This is a genomic window from Flavobacterium sp. Root420, from assembly GCF_001427905.1.
GTDB lineage: Bacteria > Bacteroidota > Bacteroidia > Flavobacteriales > Flavobacteriaceae > Flavobacterium.
Genome location: NZ_LMEF01000033.1, coordinates 155,744 through 175,668 on the forward strand (window position 1 = coordinate 155,744; position 19,925 = coordinate 175,668).

The 19,925-nt window shown below is 34.3% G+C and carries 17 protein-coding genes; 14 read left to right on the plus strand and 3 right to left on the minus strand.

The window, feature by feature from the left end; translation table 11 throughout:
* Positions 1-48 precede the first annotated feature (48 nt).
* From ASC72_RS22420 to ASC72_RS22455, 8 genes are all read left to right on the plus strand, one after another.
* Positions 49-618, plus strand: coding sequence for a cob(I)yrinic acid a,c-diamide adenosyltransferase (locus ASC72_RS22420; RefSeq protein WP_056196270.1), 570 nt, complete (start codon positions 49-51; stop codon positions 616-618).
* Positions 619-790: 172 nt separating this feature from the next.
* A complete protein-coding gene (locus tag ASC72_RS22425) occupies positions 791-1,012 on the plus strand; it encodes a DUF2795 domain-containing protein (RefSeq protein ID WP_007138072.1) in 222 nt (73 codons plus the stop codon).
* An 89-nt stretch (positions 1,013-1,101) separates the two neighbouring features.
* Positions 1,102-4,443, plus strand: a complete 3,342-nt coding sequence (gene secA / locus ASC72_RS22430; protein ID WP_056196272.1) for a preprotein translocase subunit SecA — start codon at positions 1,102-1,104, stop codon at positions 4,441-4,443.
* 135 nt (positions 4,444-4,578) lie between these two features.
* Positions 4,579-4,956: a hypothetical protein gene (locus ASC72_RS22435; protein ID WP_241775778.1), complete on the plus strand. Its 378-nt coding sequence runs from the start codon at positions 4,579-4,581 to the stop codon at positions 4,954-4,956.
* A gap of 99 nt (positions 4,957-5,055) precedes the next feature.
* Positions 5,056-7,215: a TonB-dependent receptor gene (locus tag ASC72_RS22440; protein ID WP_056196278.1), complete on the plus strand. Its 2,160-nt coding sequence runs from the start codon at positions 5,056-5,058 to the stop codon at positions 7,213-7,215.
* 95 nt (positions 7,216-7,310) lie between these two features.
* Complete coding sequence (locus tag ASC72_RS22445) at positions 7,311-8,906, plus strand: PepSY-associated TM helix domain-containing protein (protein WP_056196455.1); 1,596 nt, start codon at positions 7,311-7,313, stop codon at positions 8,904-8,906.
* A gap of 153 nt (positions 8,907-9,059) precedes the next feature.
* On the plus strand, positions 9,060-9,695 hold the full coding sequence (locus tag ASC72_RS22450) for a DUF2306 domain-containing protein (protein ID WP_241775779.1): 636 nt from the start codon (positions 9,060-9,062) through the stop codon (positions 9,693-9,695).
* A complete protein-coding gene (locus tag ASC72_RS22455) occupies positions 9,692-10,591 on the plus strand; it encodes a YARHG domain-containing protein (RefSeq protein ID WP_056196284.1) in 900 nt (299 codons plus the stop codon). Before ASC72_RS22450 ends, ASC72_RS22455 begins: the two co-directional genes overlap by 4 nt.
* Before the next feature lie 54 nt (positions 10,592-10,645).
* Here the strand turns inward: ASC72_RS22455 and ASC72_RS22460 are convergent, their stop codons facing one another.
* Positions 10,646-11,308, minus strand: coding sequence for an RNA methyltransferase (locus ASC72_RS22460; RefSeq protein WP_056196287.1), 663 nt, complete (start codon positions 11,306-11,308; stop codon positions 10,646-10,648).
* Positions 11,309-11,469: 161 nt separating this feature from the next.
* Between ASC72_RS22460 and ASC72_RS22465 the strand changes: the two genes are divergently transcribed.
* The 4 genes from ASC72_RS22465 (at position 11,470) to ASC72_RS22480 (ending at position 16,778) form a co-directional block, all read left to right on the plus strand.
* The gene (locus ASC72_RS22465; RefSeq protein WP_056196291.1) at positions 11,470-12,171 is read left to right on the plus strand and encodes an NAD-dependent deacylase; all 702 of its coding nucleotides are present in this window, start codon (positions 11,470-11,472) and stop codon (positions 12,169-12,171) included.
* Positions 12,168-12,860, plus strand: a complete 693-nt coding sequence (locus ASC72_RS22470; RefSeq protein WP_056196292.1) for a sterol desaturase family protein — start codon at positions 12,168-12,170, stop codon at positions 12,858-12,860. The genes ASC72_RS22465 and ASC72_RS22470 overlap by 4 nt, the downstream gene beginning before the upstream one ends.
* A gap of 91 nt (positions 12,861-12,951) precedes the next feature.
* Positions 12,952-14,298, plus strand: coding sequence for an adenylosuccinate lyase (gene purB / locus ASC72_RS22475; RefSeq protein WP_056196295.1), 1,347 nt, complete (start codon positions 12,952-12,954; stop codon positions 14,296-14,298).
* A 242-nt stretch (positions 14,299-14,540) separates the two neighbouring features.
* A complete protein-coding gene (locus ASC72_RS22480; protein WP_056196298.1) occupies positions 14,541-16,778 on the plus strand; it encodes a cation:proton antiporter in 2,238 nt (745 codons plus the stop codon).
* 99 nt (positions 16,779-16,877) lie between these two features.
* On the opposite strand, the gene ASC72_RS22485 is transcribed toward ASC72_RS22480, so the two are convergent.
* On the minus strand, positions 16,878-17,516 hold the full coding sequence (locus tag ASC72_RS22485) for a peroxiredoxin (RefSeq protein ID WP_026984920.1): 639 nt from the start codon (positions 17,514-17,516) through the stop codon (positions 16,878-16,880).
* 109 nt (positions 17,517-17,625) lie between these two features.
* Positions 17,626-18,555 (minus strand): AEC family transporter, encoded by a 930-nt coding sequence (locus ASC72_RS22490; protein ID WP_305728037.1) that lies wholly within the window; start codon positions 18,553-18,555, stop codon positions 17,626-17,628.
* 209 nt (positions 18,556-18,764) lie between these two features.
* Here ASC72_RS22490 and ASC72_RS22495 point away from each other — a divergent pair, with 209 nt between their 5' ends.
* Together ASC72_RS22495 and ASC72_RS22500 are read left to right on the plus strand one after the other, a co-directional pair.
* Positions 18,765-19,172, plus strand: coding sequence for an Rrf2 family transcriptional regulator (locus ASC72_RS22495; protein WP_056196303.1), 408 nt, complete (start codon positions 18,765-18,767; stop codon positions 19,170-19,172).
* Positions 19,173-19,229: 57 nt separating this feature from the next.
* Complete coding sequence (locus tag ASC72_RS22500) at positions 19,230-19,871, plus strand: NAD(P)-dependent oxidoreductase (RefSeq protein WP_056196305.1); 642 nt, start codon at positions 19,230-19,232, stop codon at positions 19,869-19,871.
* The last annotated feature ends 54 nt before the right edge of the window (positions 19,872-19,925 follow it).

Sequence of the window (19,925 nt, forward strand, 5' to 3'; positions counted from 1 at the left end):
ACAAAATTTCAACCTAAAATCAGAAATCTAAAATCTAAAATCACAAAAATGAAAGTATATACAAAAACCGGAGATAAAGGAACAACGGCTCTTTTTGGAGGTACGCGCGTTCCTAAAGATCATATTCGCATTGACAGTTATGGAACCGTCGACGAATTGAACTCTTATATAGGACTCATTCGTGATCAGGAAATCGATTCACATTACAAGACTATTTTAATTGAAATTCAGGATCGTCTTTTTACAGTTGGAGCCATTTTGGCGACTCCTGCAGAAAAAGAAGTTTTAAAAAACGGTGAACTTCGATTAAAAAATCTTGGGATCATCGATACTGATATTGAATTACTAGAGAATGAAATTGATAAAATGGAAGAAAGCCTTCTACCAATGACGCATTTTGTTTTACCTGGAGGACATCAAACCGTGTCATATTGTCATATTGCACGCTGTGTATGCCGCCGCGCTGAGCGATTGGCAGTACATTTAAGTCATAATGAACATGTTCCTGAAATCGCAATTCGATACTTAAACCGACTTTCTGACTACCTTTTTGTCTTGGCACGGAAGTTGTCGTCAGACTTAAAAGCGGAGGAAGTGAAATGGATTCCGAGAAAATAAATTTTAGATTTTAGGCTTCAGATTTTAGATTATTATGATTCAAAAATCTAAAATCAACAATCTAAAATCCGTAATAAATAGAGACGTTCTTAAATTTTATTAAAATAAATCAAAATTTACTTGTCTTTTTCAGTAAAAAATTTATTTTTGCACAAACTAAACGAGATAACAGATGTATTGGACATTAGAATTAGCATCTTATTTAAGTGATGCGCCATGGCCTGCTAACAAAGACGAACTTATTGACTACGCTATTAGAGCTGGTGCTCCATTAGAAGTGGTAGAAAACCTTCAGTCAATTGAAGACGAAGGCGAGATATATGAATCAATGGAAGAAATTTGGCCTGATTATCCAACAGACGAAGATTATCTTTGGAATGAGGATGAATATTAAAAAATAAACCAAAGGAAAAAGTCTCATCACAGAGGCTTTTTTTTTGGTTCTAAATACAACATTTACATATAATAGAAATAAAATAAATCATGAGTTTCATAAACAGCATTATTAAAGTCTTTGTAGGTGATAAATCACAGAAAGATGTCAAAGCTTTACAACCTTATTTAAACAAAATTAAAACATTCGAAACCAGCTTAATGAGTTTGTCCCACGACGAATTGAGAGCCAGAACCGCATATTTTAAAGAAAAAATAAAAGAAGCCAGAGCTGATAAAGATGCTAAAATTGCTTCGCTTAAAGCGGAAGTAGAAAACATCGAAGACATCGATAAAAGAGAAGATCTTTATGATGCTATTGATGCTCTTGAAAAAGAAGCTTACGAAATCTCAGAGAAAACTTTATTGGAAATTCTTCCGGAAGCTTTTTCTGTAGTTAAAGAAACAGCGCGTCGTTTTAAAGATAATTCTTTTATTGAAGTTACTGCAACTCCAAAAGACCGCGAATTTTCAGCAACAAAAACATACGTTACTATTGAAGGTGACAAAGCGACTTGGGCTAATAAATGGAATGCCGCTGGTAAGGAAATTACCTGGGACATGATTCATTATGATGTTCAGTTAATTGGTGGTATGGTTTTGCACGAAGGTAAAGTTGCCGAAATGCAAACAGGTGAAGGTAAAACTTTGGTGGCTACACTTCCACTTTACTTAAACGCTTTAACCGGAAACGGAGTTCATTTAGTAACGGTGAATGATTATTTGGCAAAACGTGATAGTACATGGAAAGCGCCTTTATTCGAATTCCATGGTTTAACTGTTGATTGTATCGATAATCACCAGCCAAGTACAGAGCAGAGAAAAAAAGCATACGACGCTGATATCACTTACGGAACCAACAACGAATTTGGTTTTGATTATTTGAGAGATAATATGGCACATTCGCCAGGGGATTTAGTTCAAAGAAAACACAACTACGCGATTGTCGATGAGGTCGATTCTGTATTGATTGATGATGCAAGAACACCACTTATTATTTCAGGACCGGTTCCGCAAGGAGATCGTCATGAATTTAATGAATTGAAACCAAAAATTGAAAATTTAGTTTCTCAACAACGTCAGTTAGCGAATGGTTTTTTAGCGGAAGCTAAAAAATTAATCAAGGAAGGAAATACCAAAGAAGGCGGATTCTTATTATTAAGAGCTTACAGAAGTTTACCTAAAAATAAAGCATTAATTAAATTTTTGAGTGAAGAAGGAATCAAACAATTGCTTCAAAAAACCGAAAATCAATACATGCAGGACAACAATCGCGAAATGCATAAAGTGGATGAAGCTTTGTATTTTGTAATTGAAGAAAAAAACAATCAGGTTGAATTGACTGATAACGGTATTCAATACCTTTCAGGAGATACTGATGCTGACTTTTTCGTCCTTCCGGATATTGGAACTGAAATTGCAGCGATTGAAAAACAAAAATTAGACAAAGACGCTGAAGCGGAAGCTAAAGAAAGATTATTCCAGGATTTTGGAGTAAAGAGCGAGCGTATTCACACTCTTACTCAGCTTTTAAAAGCATATGCTCTTTTTGAAAAAGATGTAGAATATGTGATCATGGACAACAAAATTATGATTGTCGATGAGCAAACAGGTCGTATCATGGATGGTCGTCGTTATTCTGACGGTTTACACCAGGCGATTGAAGCGAAAGAAAACGTAAAAATTGAAGCTGCTACACAAACATTTGCAACTGTTACATTACAGAATTATTTCAGAATGTACAGCAAATTGGGTGGTATGACGGGTACAGCGGTTACAGAAGCTGGAGAGTTATGGCAGATTTATAAATTGGATGTTGTTGAAATTCCAACCAACCGTCCAATGTCAAGACAAGACAAAGAAGATTATATCTACAAAACAACACGTGAGAAATTCAACGCTGTAATTGAAGATGTAACGCAATTATCTCAAGCAGGAAGACCGGTTTTAATTGGAACGACTTCTGTAGAGATTTCAGAGTTATTAAGCCGTATGTTGAAAATGAGAGGCGTTACACACAACGTTTTGAATGCTAAAATGCACAAACAAGAGGCACAAATTGTAGAAGAAGCAGGTAAAGCCGGAGTTGTAACCATTGCAACAAACATGGCTGGTCGTGGTACCGATATTAAATTATCTCCAGAAGTTAAAGCTGCCGGAGGTTTAGCGATCGTGGGTACAGAGCGTCATGATTCTCGTCGTGTCGACAGACAGTTACGTGGTCGTGCAGGACGTCAGGGAGATCCGGGAAGTTCTCAATTCTATGTTTCTTTGGAAGATAACTTAATGCGTTTATTTGGTTCTGAAAGAGTTGCCAAAGTAATGGACAGAATGGGATTACAGGAAGGTGAAGTTATTCAGCATTCTATGATGACCAAATCTATCGAACGTGCTCAGAAAAAAGTAGAAGAAAACAACTTTGGTGTTCGTAAACGTTTATTAGAATATGATGACGTTATGAACTCGCAACGTGAAGTAGTGTACAAACGTCGTCGTCACGCCTTGTTTGGTGAGCGTTTGAAACTGGATATCGCTAATATGCTTTATGATACTTGCGAATTAATTGTAAGTCAAACAAAACCGGTTAACGATTTCAAAAATTTCGAATTCGATTTAATTCGTTATTTCTCTATCACTTCTCCAATTTCAGAAGCTGATTTTGCAAAATTAACTGATATCGAAATCACAGGAAAAATATACAAGGAGACTTTAGCTTTCTATACGGAGAAAACAGAAAGAAGCGCAAGAGAAGCTTTCCCGATCATTAAAGGAGTTTACGAAGAGCCAAACAATCATTTTGAGCGTATCGTAGTTCCATTTACTGACGGAATCAAAACTTTGAATGTGGTTACAGATTTGAAAAAAGCATACGAAAGCGAAGGAACTCAGTTAATTGCTGATTTCGAGAAAAACATTACACTTTCTATTGTTGATGAGGCGTGGAAAAAACATTTACGTAAAATGGACGAATTGAAACAATCTGTTCAATTGGCCGTTCACGAACAAAAGGATCCATTGCTTATTTACAAATTAGAAGCTTTCAACTTGTTTAGAGGAATGTTGGACAACGTTAATAAAGAAGTTATTTCATTCTTATTCAAAGGTGATTTACCAGCTCAAAACGTTCCTGAAATTCACGAGGCAAGAGAAGTTCGTCAAAAAGAAAACTTCAAACTAAGCAAAGATGAAATTCCAAACAGTGAAGACATCAACCGTGAAGCTGGAGAAACACAACAACGTCAGGTTACTGAAACAATTGTGAGAGATATGCCAAAAATCAACCGTAATGATACTGTAACAGTTCAGGAAGTTGCGACAGGTAAAACGGAAGAAATGAAATTTAAAAAAGCCGAAACTTTAATCGCTTCTGGCGCCTGGGTTCTTGTTAAATAATAAATTTTAAACAAATACATAGTTCAATCCCCAATTACAAAAGTAGTTGGGGATTTTTTTTGCAAAAAATCTAATATTTATTCTTTATAAATCGAATAAACTGTACTTTTGCGATCGTAAACAACAAACAAAGCTTTGAAACGAATTTTAATTCTATTTCTTTCCTGCATGCTTTTAGTGCCTTCATTTGGCAGTTTCTTTGTTTACACTTCATTCAAATTAAATCAGGACGAAATTTCAAAAACCATCTGTGTACAACGAAAAATGGTTTTTAATTCTTGTAACGGTCGATGCGAACTTCAAAAAAGCTTGAAGAAATATGCCGACAATGAAAAAAGAATGCAAAACAATCTGAAAGAAAAAGCAGAAGTTGTTTACATTCAAAACACAGCAACCGCTAATTTTAAATTAGTAACCCCTATCAAATCTGCAGCAAAACTTTTTGCTTCTTTTGATAAAAAACCAATTTCGGTTTCAAACAGTACTTTCCACCCTCCATCCTATTTTATATAAATTTCAGCTACACTTTTCAATTTCAAAACTGAAAAGATTTTTCTTGGCTTTAAGTCAGGGAAAAACACATGTTACTTTTTAAAATTTATATAATTTAAAATGAAAAATATATACTTTACCCTACTCATCATAGGGCAATGTGTCTTTGCTCAAAATGAAGTAAAGCAAGACACAACAAAATCTCAGGAACTTGAAAACGTTTTTATTACTGCCAATCGTACTGCAACTTTACGCAAGGAAACCCCTGTTGCGATCAGCAAAATAACAGCAAAAACGATTAACGAAACCAAGGCAACTGCAGTTTACGAAATTATCAATAAAACGTCTGGAGTTTTAATGGTCAATTTAGGAAACGAACAGCATATGATGTCAATTCGTCAACCCATGACGACAAATGCCTATTATTTGTATTTGGAAGACGGCTTGCCAATTCGCCCAATGGGAATTTTCAATCACAATGCTTTACTGGAAATTAACCAATACAATTTACAAAGTATTGAGGTTGTAAAAGGTCCGGTTTCTTCCTTATATGGGCCGGAAGCAGTTGGCGGAACAATTAATTTAATTTCGGTAAAACCACCTGTTGACCCTGAATTTAAATTTGGCGGTCAGGCTGACAATTACGGTTACAGAAGATTTCAGGCTGCCGGCGGCGCAACCATCGGAAAAGTTGGTTTTCATATTGCCGGAATTTCAAGTTTGCAGGAAAACGGCTGGATAACGTATTCTGATTACAACAAAGACAATCTAAATGCCAGAATCGATTACAATATCTCCCCTTCTACCCGATTGATCAGTAATACCATGTATGGAAAATATTATTCTGACATGAGTGGGAGTGTTAACGAAGATGCTTTTAATAACAGAACTTATAAAAGCACTACCAATTTTACCTATAGAAAATCTGATGCATTAAGAACCCGTATAACATTAGAACACGATTGGAATGGTAATTCAAGCAGTTATATTACCGCTTATTTGCGTGACAATAAACTAGGTCAAAATCCTTCGTATGGAATCAAATGGAGCCCAACTGTAAATCCAACAACGGCAAAAGGTGAAGTGAATTCGAATAATTTCAAAAGTTACGGTGCGATTGGGCAGCATACTCAAAAGTTTGATTTCTTAAATACTAAACTAGTTGCCGGAGCCTTATATGATTATTCTCCTGTTACTTATTGGTCTTATGTCATTGATTTAAAAGCAAATTTAAATCCTGGAGAAGCCGGAAAACAAACTGTAGATTCTTATGAAATTATTGCAGAACACCCTGATTCTAAATTAGCCGATTATTCTGCTGATATTCTCAACACGGCAAGTTATGCGCAATTGAGTTTTAATCCGATAGAAAAATTAGTTGTTACGGTTGGCGGTCGTTATGATAATATGAAAGTCAATTACGACAATGCCTTAGACAATTCGATAGGAAGCAAAGTTTATGACAAAGTGACTTTTAAGGCCGGTGCAAATTATAATCCACTTGAATTTGCCGGTTTTTATGGCAATTATTCTCAAGGTTTTGCACCTCCCGGAATCACTTCTATTTTCAGAACAAAACCCGGAACTGGCGGAACAACTGGTGTTCCTGCTGATTTCTATTATAATCTGGAACCTGCCACTTTTAATAATTACGAAGTTGGCGGATGGCTTTCTTTCCTTCAAAATAAATTAAATTTTGATTATGCTTTCTATTATATGGAAGGAAAAAATGAACTTTTAAATATTAAGCTTGCTGATAATTCAACTGATTATCGTTCTGCTGGAGAGACGCATCATAAAGGAATCGAGTTTGGAGCATCCTACCGTCCTTCAAAACAAATTAACTTTCGTGTTGGCGGAACTTACGCACAGCATACTTATATCGATTTTAAACTTTCAGACAAACCATCAGATCCGGTTCAAAATTTAAATGGAAAAGAAATGCCGTCAGCACCAAAATGGTCTGGAAACTCAGAGTTAAGTTATTATCCAAACTGGCTTCCAAATCTAAGAACTTCTATTGAATGGCAATTGGTGGGAAGTTATTATCAGGATCAGATTAACACGGTAAAATATGATGGTTACAATATTTTCAATGCTCGAATTGGTTACCAATGGAAGGGCATTGAAGTATACGGAAATGTACTGAACTTAACGGACAAATTATACGCTTATAATGTCTCAAGAGCCAATACAACAAACGCACAACCAACTTATACGGCAGCGGCGCCAAGAACTTTTGTCTTCGGAATACAATATAATTTATCATTAAAAAAATAATTATTAGAAGCTAATCCCGCTGTCGCCTTTATCTTTTTATGGCAAAAAAAGCCATAAAAAGGATATCGGCTCTATCGGGGCTAAAAAACGGAACAATGAGCAAAGAAATAAAAGAGAAAAAATCTAAAAAGAAAGATTCTAAGATTGTCAAGAAAATCAAACAACACATGTACAAATGGCATCGTACAATTGGCTTGATTACAATTATTCCTGTAATATTCTGGACATTATCTGGTTTGATGCATCCGTTTATGGCGCATTTTTTCAAACCAGAAATTGCACATGATAAACTGGAGCAACCAATTATTGATAAAAATCAATTGCATTTTTCTATTCAGGAAGTTTTACAGAAAAACGAACTAACACAATTCAAAAATTTCAGAATCGTTACCTTCAATAATAAAACTTATTATCAGCTTAAGACTATAATTGGCGAATTATGGTATTATGATACTTCAACAGCTGAGAAACTAGAGAATGGAGATCAAAAATATGCAGAATGGCTTTCCAGATATTTCTTAGATGATCAAAAAAGTGCTGTAACAAAGAGCGAAATTGTAACTGAATTCACATCACAATACAAATATGTTAACCGTTATTTACCGGTTTATAAACTGAGTTTTGATCGTCCTGACACTATGGAAGTTTATGTAGAAACTTCTTCGAGTAAACTGGCGACTTATAATCCAACCTCAAGACAATGGTTTATTTGGTTTTTCGATACTTTTCATAATTGGTCATTTGTAGATGCAATTACAAACAATAGTGTCCGAATCATTACAATGATTTTCTTATTATCCATCATTGGATTTTCTGCGTTGAGCGGAATTTTAATTTATGGTTTATTGTGGAAACAATTCAAAAAAACGGATAATTTACAACCTAAAAAAGGAATTAGAAAATACCATCGCCAAATCGGGATCTGGGTGTCACTTTTTACTTTAACATTTGCTTTTAGTGGCGCTTATCACGCTACTACAAAATGGGCTCCGTACACTTTATCCCAAATGGTTTACGAACCGACTTTCGAAACCAAAGAAATTCCTGTAGCCAGTAATACTTTGAATTTAGACTGGAGTCGTTTTCAAAATGCAAGTATTATTACTTTAAATGACACGACATATTTTCGTTGTCAGTTATTGGAAAAAGAAAAATTTAAGAAACCAAAAGCCGATTCTAATTCAAAATGGAATAAAAAAGATGATAAAAAATCAGAAGTGGTTAATATCAATGCAACAACAAATAAAATTGCTCCAAATATTGATCTTGAATATGCCGAGTTTCTGGCTTATTATTTTACAGATGGCGCGCCGAAAGCCGCTTGTTGTGAAATGACAGAAAGCTCAGACGAACCGGAAGCTTCATTAGAAAACGCAAAACTGTTAGAATCTAAAGTTCTAACCGATTTTGAAAGCCGAGAATATGGTTTTGTAAATAAGAGATTGCCAGTTGTAAAATTGGCGTATGACACTCCTGGAAAAACAACTTATTTCATAGAAACGGCAACTTCCAGATTGGCGGCTAAAATTAAGAGCTCCGATATAGTGGAAGGTTATTCGTTTGCTATTCTCCATAAATTTTTATTTATGGACTGGGCGGGAAAAAATATTCGGGACCTGACAATGGTTTTGGCAGCTTTGACCATTTTGGTTGTTAGTGTTTTAGGATTTATTTTGTTTTTGAAGAAATAAATCAAGTTAGTGAGATTCTAAGTATTTGTTAAAATTTCATCAGCTATACAATTTTTTTAATCAATTAATTTATATCAAAAATTCCTCAATTGCCAAAAAGTAATTGGGGAATTTTTATATTTGAGAACTAATAAACCTTTTACATAAAAAGAATTGAGAAAGAAACTTCAGTTTTCATTACTATTTATTTGGACAATCTGTTTTAGTTATTTCTTTATTTTAATGCTGAAGCTGACATGGCAATATATGTCGCTTAAAAAAGACGTCGCTTTTCTCCAAATCAAACAAACAGAAGTTTCTGAAATCCCATTTTATATAACTTTCTTTTATATTCATGTCTATTCAGCAATTTTTGTTTTATTTTCCGGATTTTTTCAGTTTAACAATACTCTTTTAAAAAAACACCCTCTTTTACATAGAAACCTCGGAAAATTATATGTTTTTGTAGTTCTGTTTTTAAGTGCGCCTTCAGGCTTATTTATTGGTCTTTTTGCTAATGGTGGATTTTTCTCCAAAATCTCTTTTGTAACCCTCTCTATTTTATGGTTTTATTTTACTTATAAAGGTTTCATTTCTATTAAAAACAAAAATATCCCGCTACATAAAGCTTTCATGTTGAGAAGTTTTGCTTTAACTTTTTCTGCTATAACATTGCGCTTCTGGAAGGTTATTCTTGTATATTTGTTTCATCCGGCGCCAATGGATTTGTATCAAATAATTGCTTGGTTAGGATGGATTCCGAATTTATTGATCGTTGAATATTATCTTTATAACCAATTAAAAAAATGAAAAAACTTTTTTGTTTATTGTTATCCATATTCCTTTTTTCCTGCAACTCTAAAGAGAAAAACAGCATAACGCAAAATGCTGATAATAAACAACCCGAAGAAATACATACTGACTTTTACGGTTCGTGGGTAGGCGATTTTACTGTTTTAGAACGTGATACTACAAGAGCGGAATCTGAAATGTACATTAACAAAATTAATATTGTAATTAAAAAAATAACAGAATCTGAAGTTTTAGGACAAAGTATTGTTGCGGGAAATAGCAGACCTCTTAAAGGTAAAATGACAATAGACGGAAATACAGTTCATTTTATACTTAATGAACCCGGAGATGATAAAAACGACGGTGTTTTTGATTTTGAAATAAAAAATGACACTCTTTTAGTAGGAACCTGGACTGCAAATAATACAAAAAAAGAGGTTCATAAAAGAAAATACGAACTCTACAAAAAAGCTTTTAAATACAATGCCAATTTGATGCTTCCTGAAGAAGGAATGTATATCGATTATCAAAACCCAAAAGAAGAACAAGTAACAGAGTCAGAAAGTGATAATCCTGAAGATGCTAAAGAAGAAGAAACGTATATGACAACAGTATACAGAGAAGCCTCAGAAAGTATTTTTACCATAAATTCATCAACCAAAAAGTTGAAAGAATCGGATGTGAAAAATCTAAAGAAACTTGACTTGGAAATTCTTAGGAATACGATTTTTGCCAGACATGGACTTACTTTTAAAACAAAAACGGTTCGTCAGTTTTTTGATGATGTTTATTGGTATATTCCTGTTTCAGACAATGTGAACAATGAACTAACGGCAGTCGAAAAAGAAAATATCGTTTTGTTAAAACGTTTTGAAAAATATGCCGAAGATAATTATGATTCTTTTGGCCGATAATTTTAAGTTCCTTGATTTCCTGCAAGGTTTTGCAAACCTTGCAGGAAAGCCAAATTATCTGGGATTTTCTTCATAATATCGCGCCTCAATTCTTTTAATATCTTTGATTGAATTTTTAGCCCAGGCCAAACGTTTTTCCAGAATTTCTTCTTCTGATAATTGCCATTTGATATCTGAATTTCGTAATCGGTTAGTCAAGTTTTGAATGATAATTGCGGCCGAAACCGAGATATTCAAACTCTCGGTAAAACCAACCATCGGGATTTTAAGAAACCCATCGGCTTTTTGCAGAATTTCTTCAGACAACCCGTCTCTTTCTGTTCCGAAGAATAAGGCACTTGGTTTTGAAATATCAAAATCTTCTAGCAAACAATCATTTTCATGAGGAGTTGTGGCTATAATTTGATACCCTTGCTCTTTTAAAGTAGAAACACAAGTTGTAATGGAATCGAACTGATTGATGTCCACCCACTTTTGAGCGCCCATTGCAATTTCTTTATCAATTTTTTTTCCGTAACGCTGCTCAATAACATTCAATTCCTGAATTCCGAAAACTTCGCAACTGCGCATAACAGCACTTGTATTGTGCATTTGAAAAACGTCTTCGACCGCGATTGTAAAATGCTTTGTACGGTTGCCCAATACATTTAGAAATCTTTCTTTACGATTGTCGGTTAGTATATTTTCAAGAAAAGCCAGGTAATCTAAATCAATCATTTTGTTTGAGTTTGGCGCAAAAATACATTTTTTATCTTTCTTTATAATTGAGTCCAAAAAGAAGTTTTTATTTCAAACATCGAAAAACTTTAATTAAATTCGTCAATATCTTAAAGAGATGAAAACATAATAACAAAAAATAATTCTCTTAGAAATAACAAATGAAAAAGAAGTTAGTAGTTTTAACCGGAGCCGGAATCAGCGCCGAAAGTGGTATCAAAACGTTTCGTGACAGCGATGGTTTGTGGGAAGGACATGATGTAATGGAAGTGGCAACTCCAGAAGGCTGGCGCAAGAATCAGGAATTGGTTTTAGATTTTTACAATAAAAGACGCCAACAGCTCAAAGAAGTAGAACCTAATTTAGGTCACAAAATTTTGGCCGAATTAGAAAAGAATTTTGATGTTCATATTATCACACAAAATGTGGATGATTTGCACGAACGTGCCGGCAGTACAAAAGTTTTGCACTTGCATGGTGAATTGTTAAAAGTACGAAGCGTTCAAAATAGAAATCTTATTCTCGATTGGACCAATGATTTATATACTGGAGATTTAGACCAAAACGGACACCAATTGCGACCGCATATTGTTTGGTTTGGCGAAGATGTTCCGGCATTGGAAGAAGCCATTAAAATTACGGAAACTGCAGATTATTTTGCCGTCATCGGAACGTCATTACAAGTATATCCTGCGGCTGGGCTGATTTCCTATACTTACAGCATAACACCGGTTTTCTATATTGATCCAAAACCAATTGCGATTCCGAATATTCAAAATAAAGTTGAAGTAATTGCTAAAATTGCTTCGGCAGGAGTTGCAATTATGAGAGAAAAATTATTTGAAATGGAGAAAACAATATGATATTTCAAAGCTGGTTACAGCTCTTATCTCAATTTAATTTACTGAGTTTATTTATTTTCTTTTTGATCGAAAATTTAGTTCTGATAATTCTGTCTATTATTTTAGCCAAAATAATAGAATACGATAATACGAAACTCAACAAAACAGATCGTAAATGGGTAATTGCAACTTTGATCTGCAATACATTTATAACACTATTAGGATTTGAATTATATCGTTTTGGTATTATCAAAATAGATTTTTCTCCTTCATTACTTTCAATTGTTACAGATACTTTTTTGTTGATTATCGTAATGGATTTTTTTATGTTTTGTTTCCATTTTCTAGCTCATTACTTAAAATGGTTTTCTCCCATTCACAAACTTCATCACACACATGTCGAAACTAGTGTATATAGCTTATATGTGCTACATCCTGTAGAAACTTTAGGCTTTGGAATTATCTGGTTGTTTTCGATTACGATTTTGAACTTCAATTATCTTAGCATTATTATTTATCTAATTTTAAATCTTTCTTATGGAATATTTGGACATTTAAAAACCGACATTTTTCCCGATTTCTGGTATAAAAATTTTGCTACTAAATGGATCTCAACAACTAAATTTCATTCTGATCATCATAAACATCAATCTCATAATTATGGTTTTTATTTTACCATTTGGGACAAAATCTTTAAAACTATTTTCTAAATCATACTATTAAGGCATAATATATCTCTTGTAACTTTCAGAAGTTTTAACAATGACTTATATTTGCACCTTTCGAACAAACAACATAACAATGACTACTTTAAACGAATTGAATGCTATATCGCCAATTGACGGAAGATATAGAAGCAAAACCCTTTCATTAGCACCTTTTTTCTCTGAAGAAGCTTTAATCAAATACCGTGTATTGGTTGAAATCGAGTACTTTATTGCTTTATGCGAAGTACCATTGCCACAACTTTCAGGTGTAAATCCAGATTTATTTGACAGTTTAAGAGACATCTATAAAAAATTCTCTACTGAAGATGCACTTTGGATTAAAGAAACAGAGAAAGTAACGAACCACGACGTAAAAGCGGTGGAATACTTTATCAAAGATGCTTTTGAAAAATTAGGTTTATCTCAATACAAAGAGTTCATTCACTTCGGATTAACATCTCAGGATATTAACAATACTGCTATTCCGCTTTCGACAAAAGAAGCTTTTGAGCAGGTTTATATGCCCTCTTTAATTACTTTAATTTCTAAATTAAAAGAATTAAGTGTAGAATGGAAGGATATCCCAATGTTGGCGCGTACGCACGGACAGCCAGCTTCTCCTACTCGTTTGGGTAAAGAAATTTTGGTTTTTGTAGAGCGTCTGGAAGAGCAAATGCGTTTGTTATTCAACATTCCGTTTGCGGCTAAATTTGGTGGTGCAACAGGAAACTACAATGCACATCATGTAGCTTATCCACAAATTGACTGGAAACAATTCGGAAATAAATTTGTAGAAACAGATCTTGGTTTACACCATTCTTTTCCAACCACTCAAATTGAACATTACGATCATTTTGCAGCATTTTTTGATGCTTTAAAAAGGATCAACAATATCATTATTGATTTAGACCGTGATATCTGGACATATGTTTCAATGGATTATTTTAAGCAAAAAATCAAAGCTGGTGAAATTGGTTCTTCAGCAATGCCACATAAAGTTAACCCAATTGATTTTGAAAATTCTGAAGGGAATTTAGGAATTGCTAATGCTATTTTTGAGCATTTAGCTGCGAAATTACCAGTTTCAAGATTACAGCGTGATTTAACTGACAGTACTGTTTTACGTAATATTGGTGTACCAATTGGACACACAATTATTGCTTTTGAAGCTTCTTTGAAAGGTTTAAACAAATTGCTATTGAACGAGGCAAAATTTGCTGAAGATTTAGAGAAAAACTGGGCAGTTGTTGCTGAGGCAATTCAGACAATCCTGCGTCGTGAAGCGTATCCAAATCCATACGAAGCTTTGAAAGGTTTAACAAGAACAAATGAAGCTATTGACAAAAAAGCAATTCATAATTTTATTGCGACTTTAGAAGTTTCTGATGCTGTTCGTGCAGAATTAATGGCGATAACTCCTAGTAATTACACAGGTATTTAAAGAAAACCTAAAATATTTTCTCAAAAAAAGCTATCTTTAACGATAGCTTTTTTTTATACCTAATAAATCTGATTGGAAGTTAGCCCAGAGTGAAATGGAAAGCCTTTTGTGAAAAAAACTATATTTTTTTGCAGGTGCAGAGCGACCGGAGGAAGCTCCTGCAACTGCTTTAAAAATATGTTTTTTGAATAAAAGCTTGAAATGGAAAGCTGGATTGGCTCCTGAACAAAAAATACCACTTTATGATTTCCCTATACGCTGCTGCAGAAACTACACACCATTTGAAACCTTTAATTAGTGATTTGGGATTAATCCTGATCACTGCGGGAATTGCTGTTTTAATTTTTAAAAAAATGAAACAGCCTTTGGTTTTAGGGTATTTGATTGCCGGGTTCTTAGCGGGAAATCATTTTGATTTTTTCCCTTCTATCACCGAAATGAAAAGTGTGGAAGTTTGGGCCGAAATTGGTGTGATTATTTTGCTGTTTAGTTTGGGACTCGAATTTAGTTTTAAGAAATTAATGAAGGTCGGCGGTACGGCTTCTATCACGGCTATTACCCAAATTATAACTATGGTCATCATAGGCTATCTGGTCGGACAATGGATGGGCTGGGCGTCTATGGACAGTATTTTTCTTGGTGTTATTTTATCAATCTCCTCTACTACTATCATTTTAAAAACCTTTGATGAATTGGGGGTTAAGGCGCAAAAGTTTGCCGGAATTGTTATCGGATCGCTTATTGTTCAGGATATTGTGGCCATTTTAATGATGGTTTTGCTTTCGACTATTGCGGTAAGTCAGCAATTTTCAGGTAGCGAATTGATGATGTCTGTTTTAAAACTTATTTTCTTTTTAACCGTTTGGTTTTTAGGCGGAATCTTTTTTATCCCAACATTGCTAAAAAAAACAAAGCATTTACTAACTGATGAAATGCTGTTGATTATTTCATTGGCCTTATGTTTAATGATGGTTAGTTTTGCTTCGAATGTGGGCTTTTCGCCAGCTTTGGGTGCCTTTATTATGGGCTCTATTATTGCCGAAACGACTCAGGCGGAACATATTGAACATTTAATCAAACCTGTAAAAGATTTATTTGGGGCGATATTCTTTGTATCTGTAGGAATGTTAATTGACCCTAAAATGTTATATACACATGCACTTCCGGTCGCTATTTTAACACTTGTCACGATTGTTGGTCAATCTGTAAGCTCTACAATTGGAGCTTTACTTGCCGGACAGCCTCTGAAACAATCCGTACAAACCGGAATGAGTTTGTCTCAAATTGGGGAGTTCTCGTTTATCATTGCTACGTTGGGAATGACACTTAATGTTACCAGTTCGTTTTTGTATCCGGTTGTCGTGGCCGTTTCTGCCATAACAACATTTACTACACCGTTTATGGTTAAGTACGCAGTTCCTTTTTCAAATTTTCTGGAACGCAAATTACCTCGAAAATGGGTTAAAAATATTAACCGTTATAGTGTCAATGCACAAGCTATAAAATCAGTTAGTATTTGGCAAAAAGTATTGAATGCTTACCTTATACAAATTGTTTTACATACGGCAATAATTGCTGCCGTCATTCTATTATCATCCAAATTTGTTGCGCCTTTAGTGGCTGACACGAGATTTGGAAATACATTGGCAGCCCTGATTACTTTAATTATTATTGCTCCTTTTCTATGGGCTCTTTCACTGCGACGCATAGCTGACGAAGAAGTTGAATTACTGTGGGAGGAACGTAAATATCGTGGCGCGCTGTTGATGATGATTTTGATCAGGATGAGTTTAGGATTATTTTTCATTGGTTTCTTACTGAATATTTTCTTCTCGCCATTAGTTGCTTTTGTTGCCCTGATAATCGCGATTGCGGTATATCAAATATTTCCTAAAAAACTAAATGAACAATATCATCGAATTGAAAGTCACTTTTTAAAGAACTTAAACGATCGTGAAAACAAAAAAATAGACAGACGTTACGCCAACTTAATGCCTTGGGACGGTCACATGTCGTTTTTTGATATTGGAAAAGAATCTAATCTGGCTGGAAAAACGCTGGAAGAATTACGTATTCGTGAGCAAATGGGTATCAATATCGCATACATAAAACGGGGCGATGTTATGATCTCTATTCCCACTAAAAATGAACGCCTGTTTCCTGGCGATGAAGTATGTGTAATTGGTACAGATGCACAAGTTACCGAGTTTACTAAATATTTAAATCAAAACGAAGTTGAAGCACCTGCATCAATTGAAGAATCTCAAATTGTATTACGCCAATTGGAAGTTGCACAAGATGAATTTATTGATAAAAGCATTGGTCAGTTTAGAGGAAAAACCGGCGGAATGGTTGTGGGAATTGAAAGAAACGGAAAGCGAATTTTAAACCCGGAATCCAATATCGTATTAGGAAAAAATGATATTATCTGGGTTGTAGGTGATAAAAAAAGAATGACGGAGTTAATGAAGAGAACTTAGGAAAAAGGTTCTAAGGGACTAAGATTCTAAGGTTCTGAGAGTTTAACTCTTAACAAATCTTAGAATCTTAGTCCCTTAGAACCTTAGTATCTTAGCACCTTATTTGTTCGGTTGCGGTGTCATGCGCAAATATGGTTTTATTGGCGTATGTCCTTTTGGGAATTTAGCCGGAATATCACTGTCGGGAACCGCTGGTGTAATAACTACATCTTCGCCGTCTTTCCAGTTTGCAGGCGTTGCTACGCTGTAATTTGCTGTTAATTGCAAACTATCAATAACACGAAGCAATTCGTCAAAATTTCTTCCTGTTGAAGCCGGATACGTTAAAGTCAATTTGATTTTTTTATCGGCACCTATTACAAAAACAGAACGCACTGTAAATTTATCGCTTGCATTTGGATGCAACATATCATATAAAGTGGCTATTTTTTTATCTTCATCTGCAATGATCGGAAAATTTACTGTTGTATTTTGAGTTTCATTAATGTCTTTGATCCACTCTTTGTGCGATTCTAAGCCATCAACACTCAAAGCGATAACCTTGGTATTTCTTTTAGTAAATTCAGGAAGATAATTGGCTACTGTTCCCAGTTCTGTTGTACAAACGGGAGTAAAATCTGATGGATGCGAAAATAAAACACCCCATGAATCTCCTAACCATTCGTGAAAATTGATTGGTCCTTCAGTGGTTTCTGCATGAAAATCCGGAGCTATATCGCCTAATCTTAATGTTGACATAATTATATTTTTTTAGTTCCTCTAAAATTACTAAAAAATATAATTAAAAAAACTAAACTCTACTTTTTCTATCAATTTTATTCTAAAGAACTAAAGTAGCTTCAATCTATTAAATAAACTGGACAATAAAATACCAAATAGCAAGGGTTATAAAAGATATCGGGATCCCGAAACCAATCATCATACTGCTTAATTTTGGTTTTAAGCCATAAGTCGAAGCTAATATCGCACCTGTAATCATCGGTGCCATTGCGATTTCTATTATAGTAATTTTAATAGCCTCAGAATGTTGATTGAAAATGAAAACATATAAAACCATAATAATAAATGGTGTTACAATAAGCCTGAAGAAAAGACCCAATCGTAAAAACCGCCAATGCTGACTTTTTCTATCAAAATTTAATTGTAATCCAACTGAAAACAAAGCTAATGGCGTAACCAAACTCCCTACTTTCAATAAAACAGACTGAAGGTTTAAATCTAGATCATATTGAAAAACATTTAACGAGCAAGCCACCACAAACGTAATGAAAGGTGGAAATAAAATTACTTTTTTAAGAATACTCCACGCATCCGGACTGCCTTTAGAATAAAATGCAGCAACAAAAACACCCAAAGTTGAAACGACAACAAAAGTACCAGGCTGATCAACCAAAATAGCGGTTTCTAAACCTTTTTTCCCAAATAAAGCTTCCACTATTGGATAGCCCAAAAAGGATGAATTACTTAATCCTGCAGTCAGAACCAAACAACCAATTAGTTTATTTGACCAGCCCAATCTTCTCCCTAAAAAATGAAAAAAAATAAAAGCCAGAAAAAAACTGATCCAGCCCGCTCCTATTGGAAACAGCAGATCATTGTTCCATTTTATCTTTGGAATATGATATAAAGTAATGGCAGGTAAGCATATATAGATGACAATTTTATTGATGCTTTTGTAGATATGGGTTGGAAATCGCTTTACATTTTGCAAAAGCAATCCTAAAAACAAAAAGAAGAATATCTGAATAAAGTTGTTCATAGCGTAGGTTCCCGACAAAAATAAGGATTTATAATTTAGTAATTAGTGCTTAGTCGTTAGTAATTAGTCTAGTCATTTTTTGAAGATAATTTCACTAAAATCCCTAGACTAATTACTTATTTTCCAAAACTAATGACCAAGAACTGATGACTAGGAACTAAAAAAATGTTAAACTATTTTTTTTGTTCAATTAAACACTTTACATTTGTAACATATTTTATTACAGTATGATTTCAGGTAAATTTGCCATCACGATTCACATTCTTACTTTACTCACAAAATATCCAAATGATTATTTATCATCTGAATATATTGCGGGAAGTATTAACCTGAACCCTGTTTTGGTGCGAAAAGAAATTGCCAATTTAAAAGCACATCATATTGTAGAAAGTAAGGAAGGTAAAAATGGAGGAACAAAATTAGCGATAGATCCGTCGAATATTTCATTAAAAGAGATATTCGAAATGACTTTTGAAACCATTAATTTGGGATATGCTAAAAATCAGCCGAATCCGGATTGTCCTGTTGGAAAAAAAATCAATCAAAATTTATCTGCTTTATATGCAGATATGAATCAAAAAGTTAGTTTACAACTAGAAGGAATTTCTTTAGAAGATTTCTCGAATCAGTTTTAAAACTATTTTTTTACACAAAACTGTAACATTTTTTATTACTAATTAAATTATATACTTATGAAAATTGCACTTATTGGAGCGACAGGATTTGTTGGCTCAGCCATTCTAAATGAACTAACAAGCAGAAATCATGAAATTACTGCTATTGCAAGAACACCAAAAGAAACAGCAAACGTGAATTGGGTAGCCGCTGATATTTTTAATTCGGATGAATTAGCCGCAATTTTGAAGGGAAATGATTTAGTGATCAGCGCATATAACTCAGGATGGAGCAATCCAAATATCTATGATGATTTTATTGCTGGTTCAAAATCAGTACAGGAAGCCGTAAAAAAATCAGGGGTGAAACGTTTTATCGTTATTGGCGGTGGCGGAAGTTTATTTGTAGCTCCAGGTTTACAAGCGGTAGATACACCCGATTTTCCAAAAGAATATTATGTTGCTGCGACTGCTGCGCGTGATTACCTCAACATCATTAAAGAAGAAAAAGAATTGGATTGGGCGTTTTTCAGTCCGGCTTTCGAAATGCACCAAGGCATTACAACCGGAAGAACTGGAAAATACCGTTTAGGATTAGAAAATCCGGTATTCAATGACGAACAAAGAAGCATTCTATCTGTAGAAGATTTAGCCGTTGTAATTGCTGATGAAGCTGAAAATGCAAAACACCATCAAGTTCGTTTTACTGCAGCGTACTAATTTTTTTTTCGCCACGAATTCACGAATATTTTTATTTATAAATTATGCGCAAAC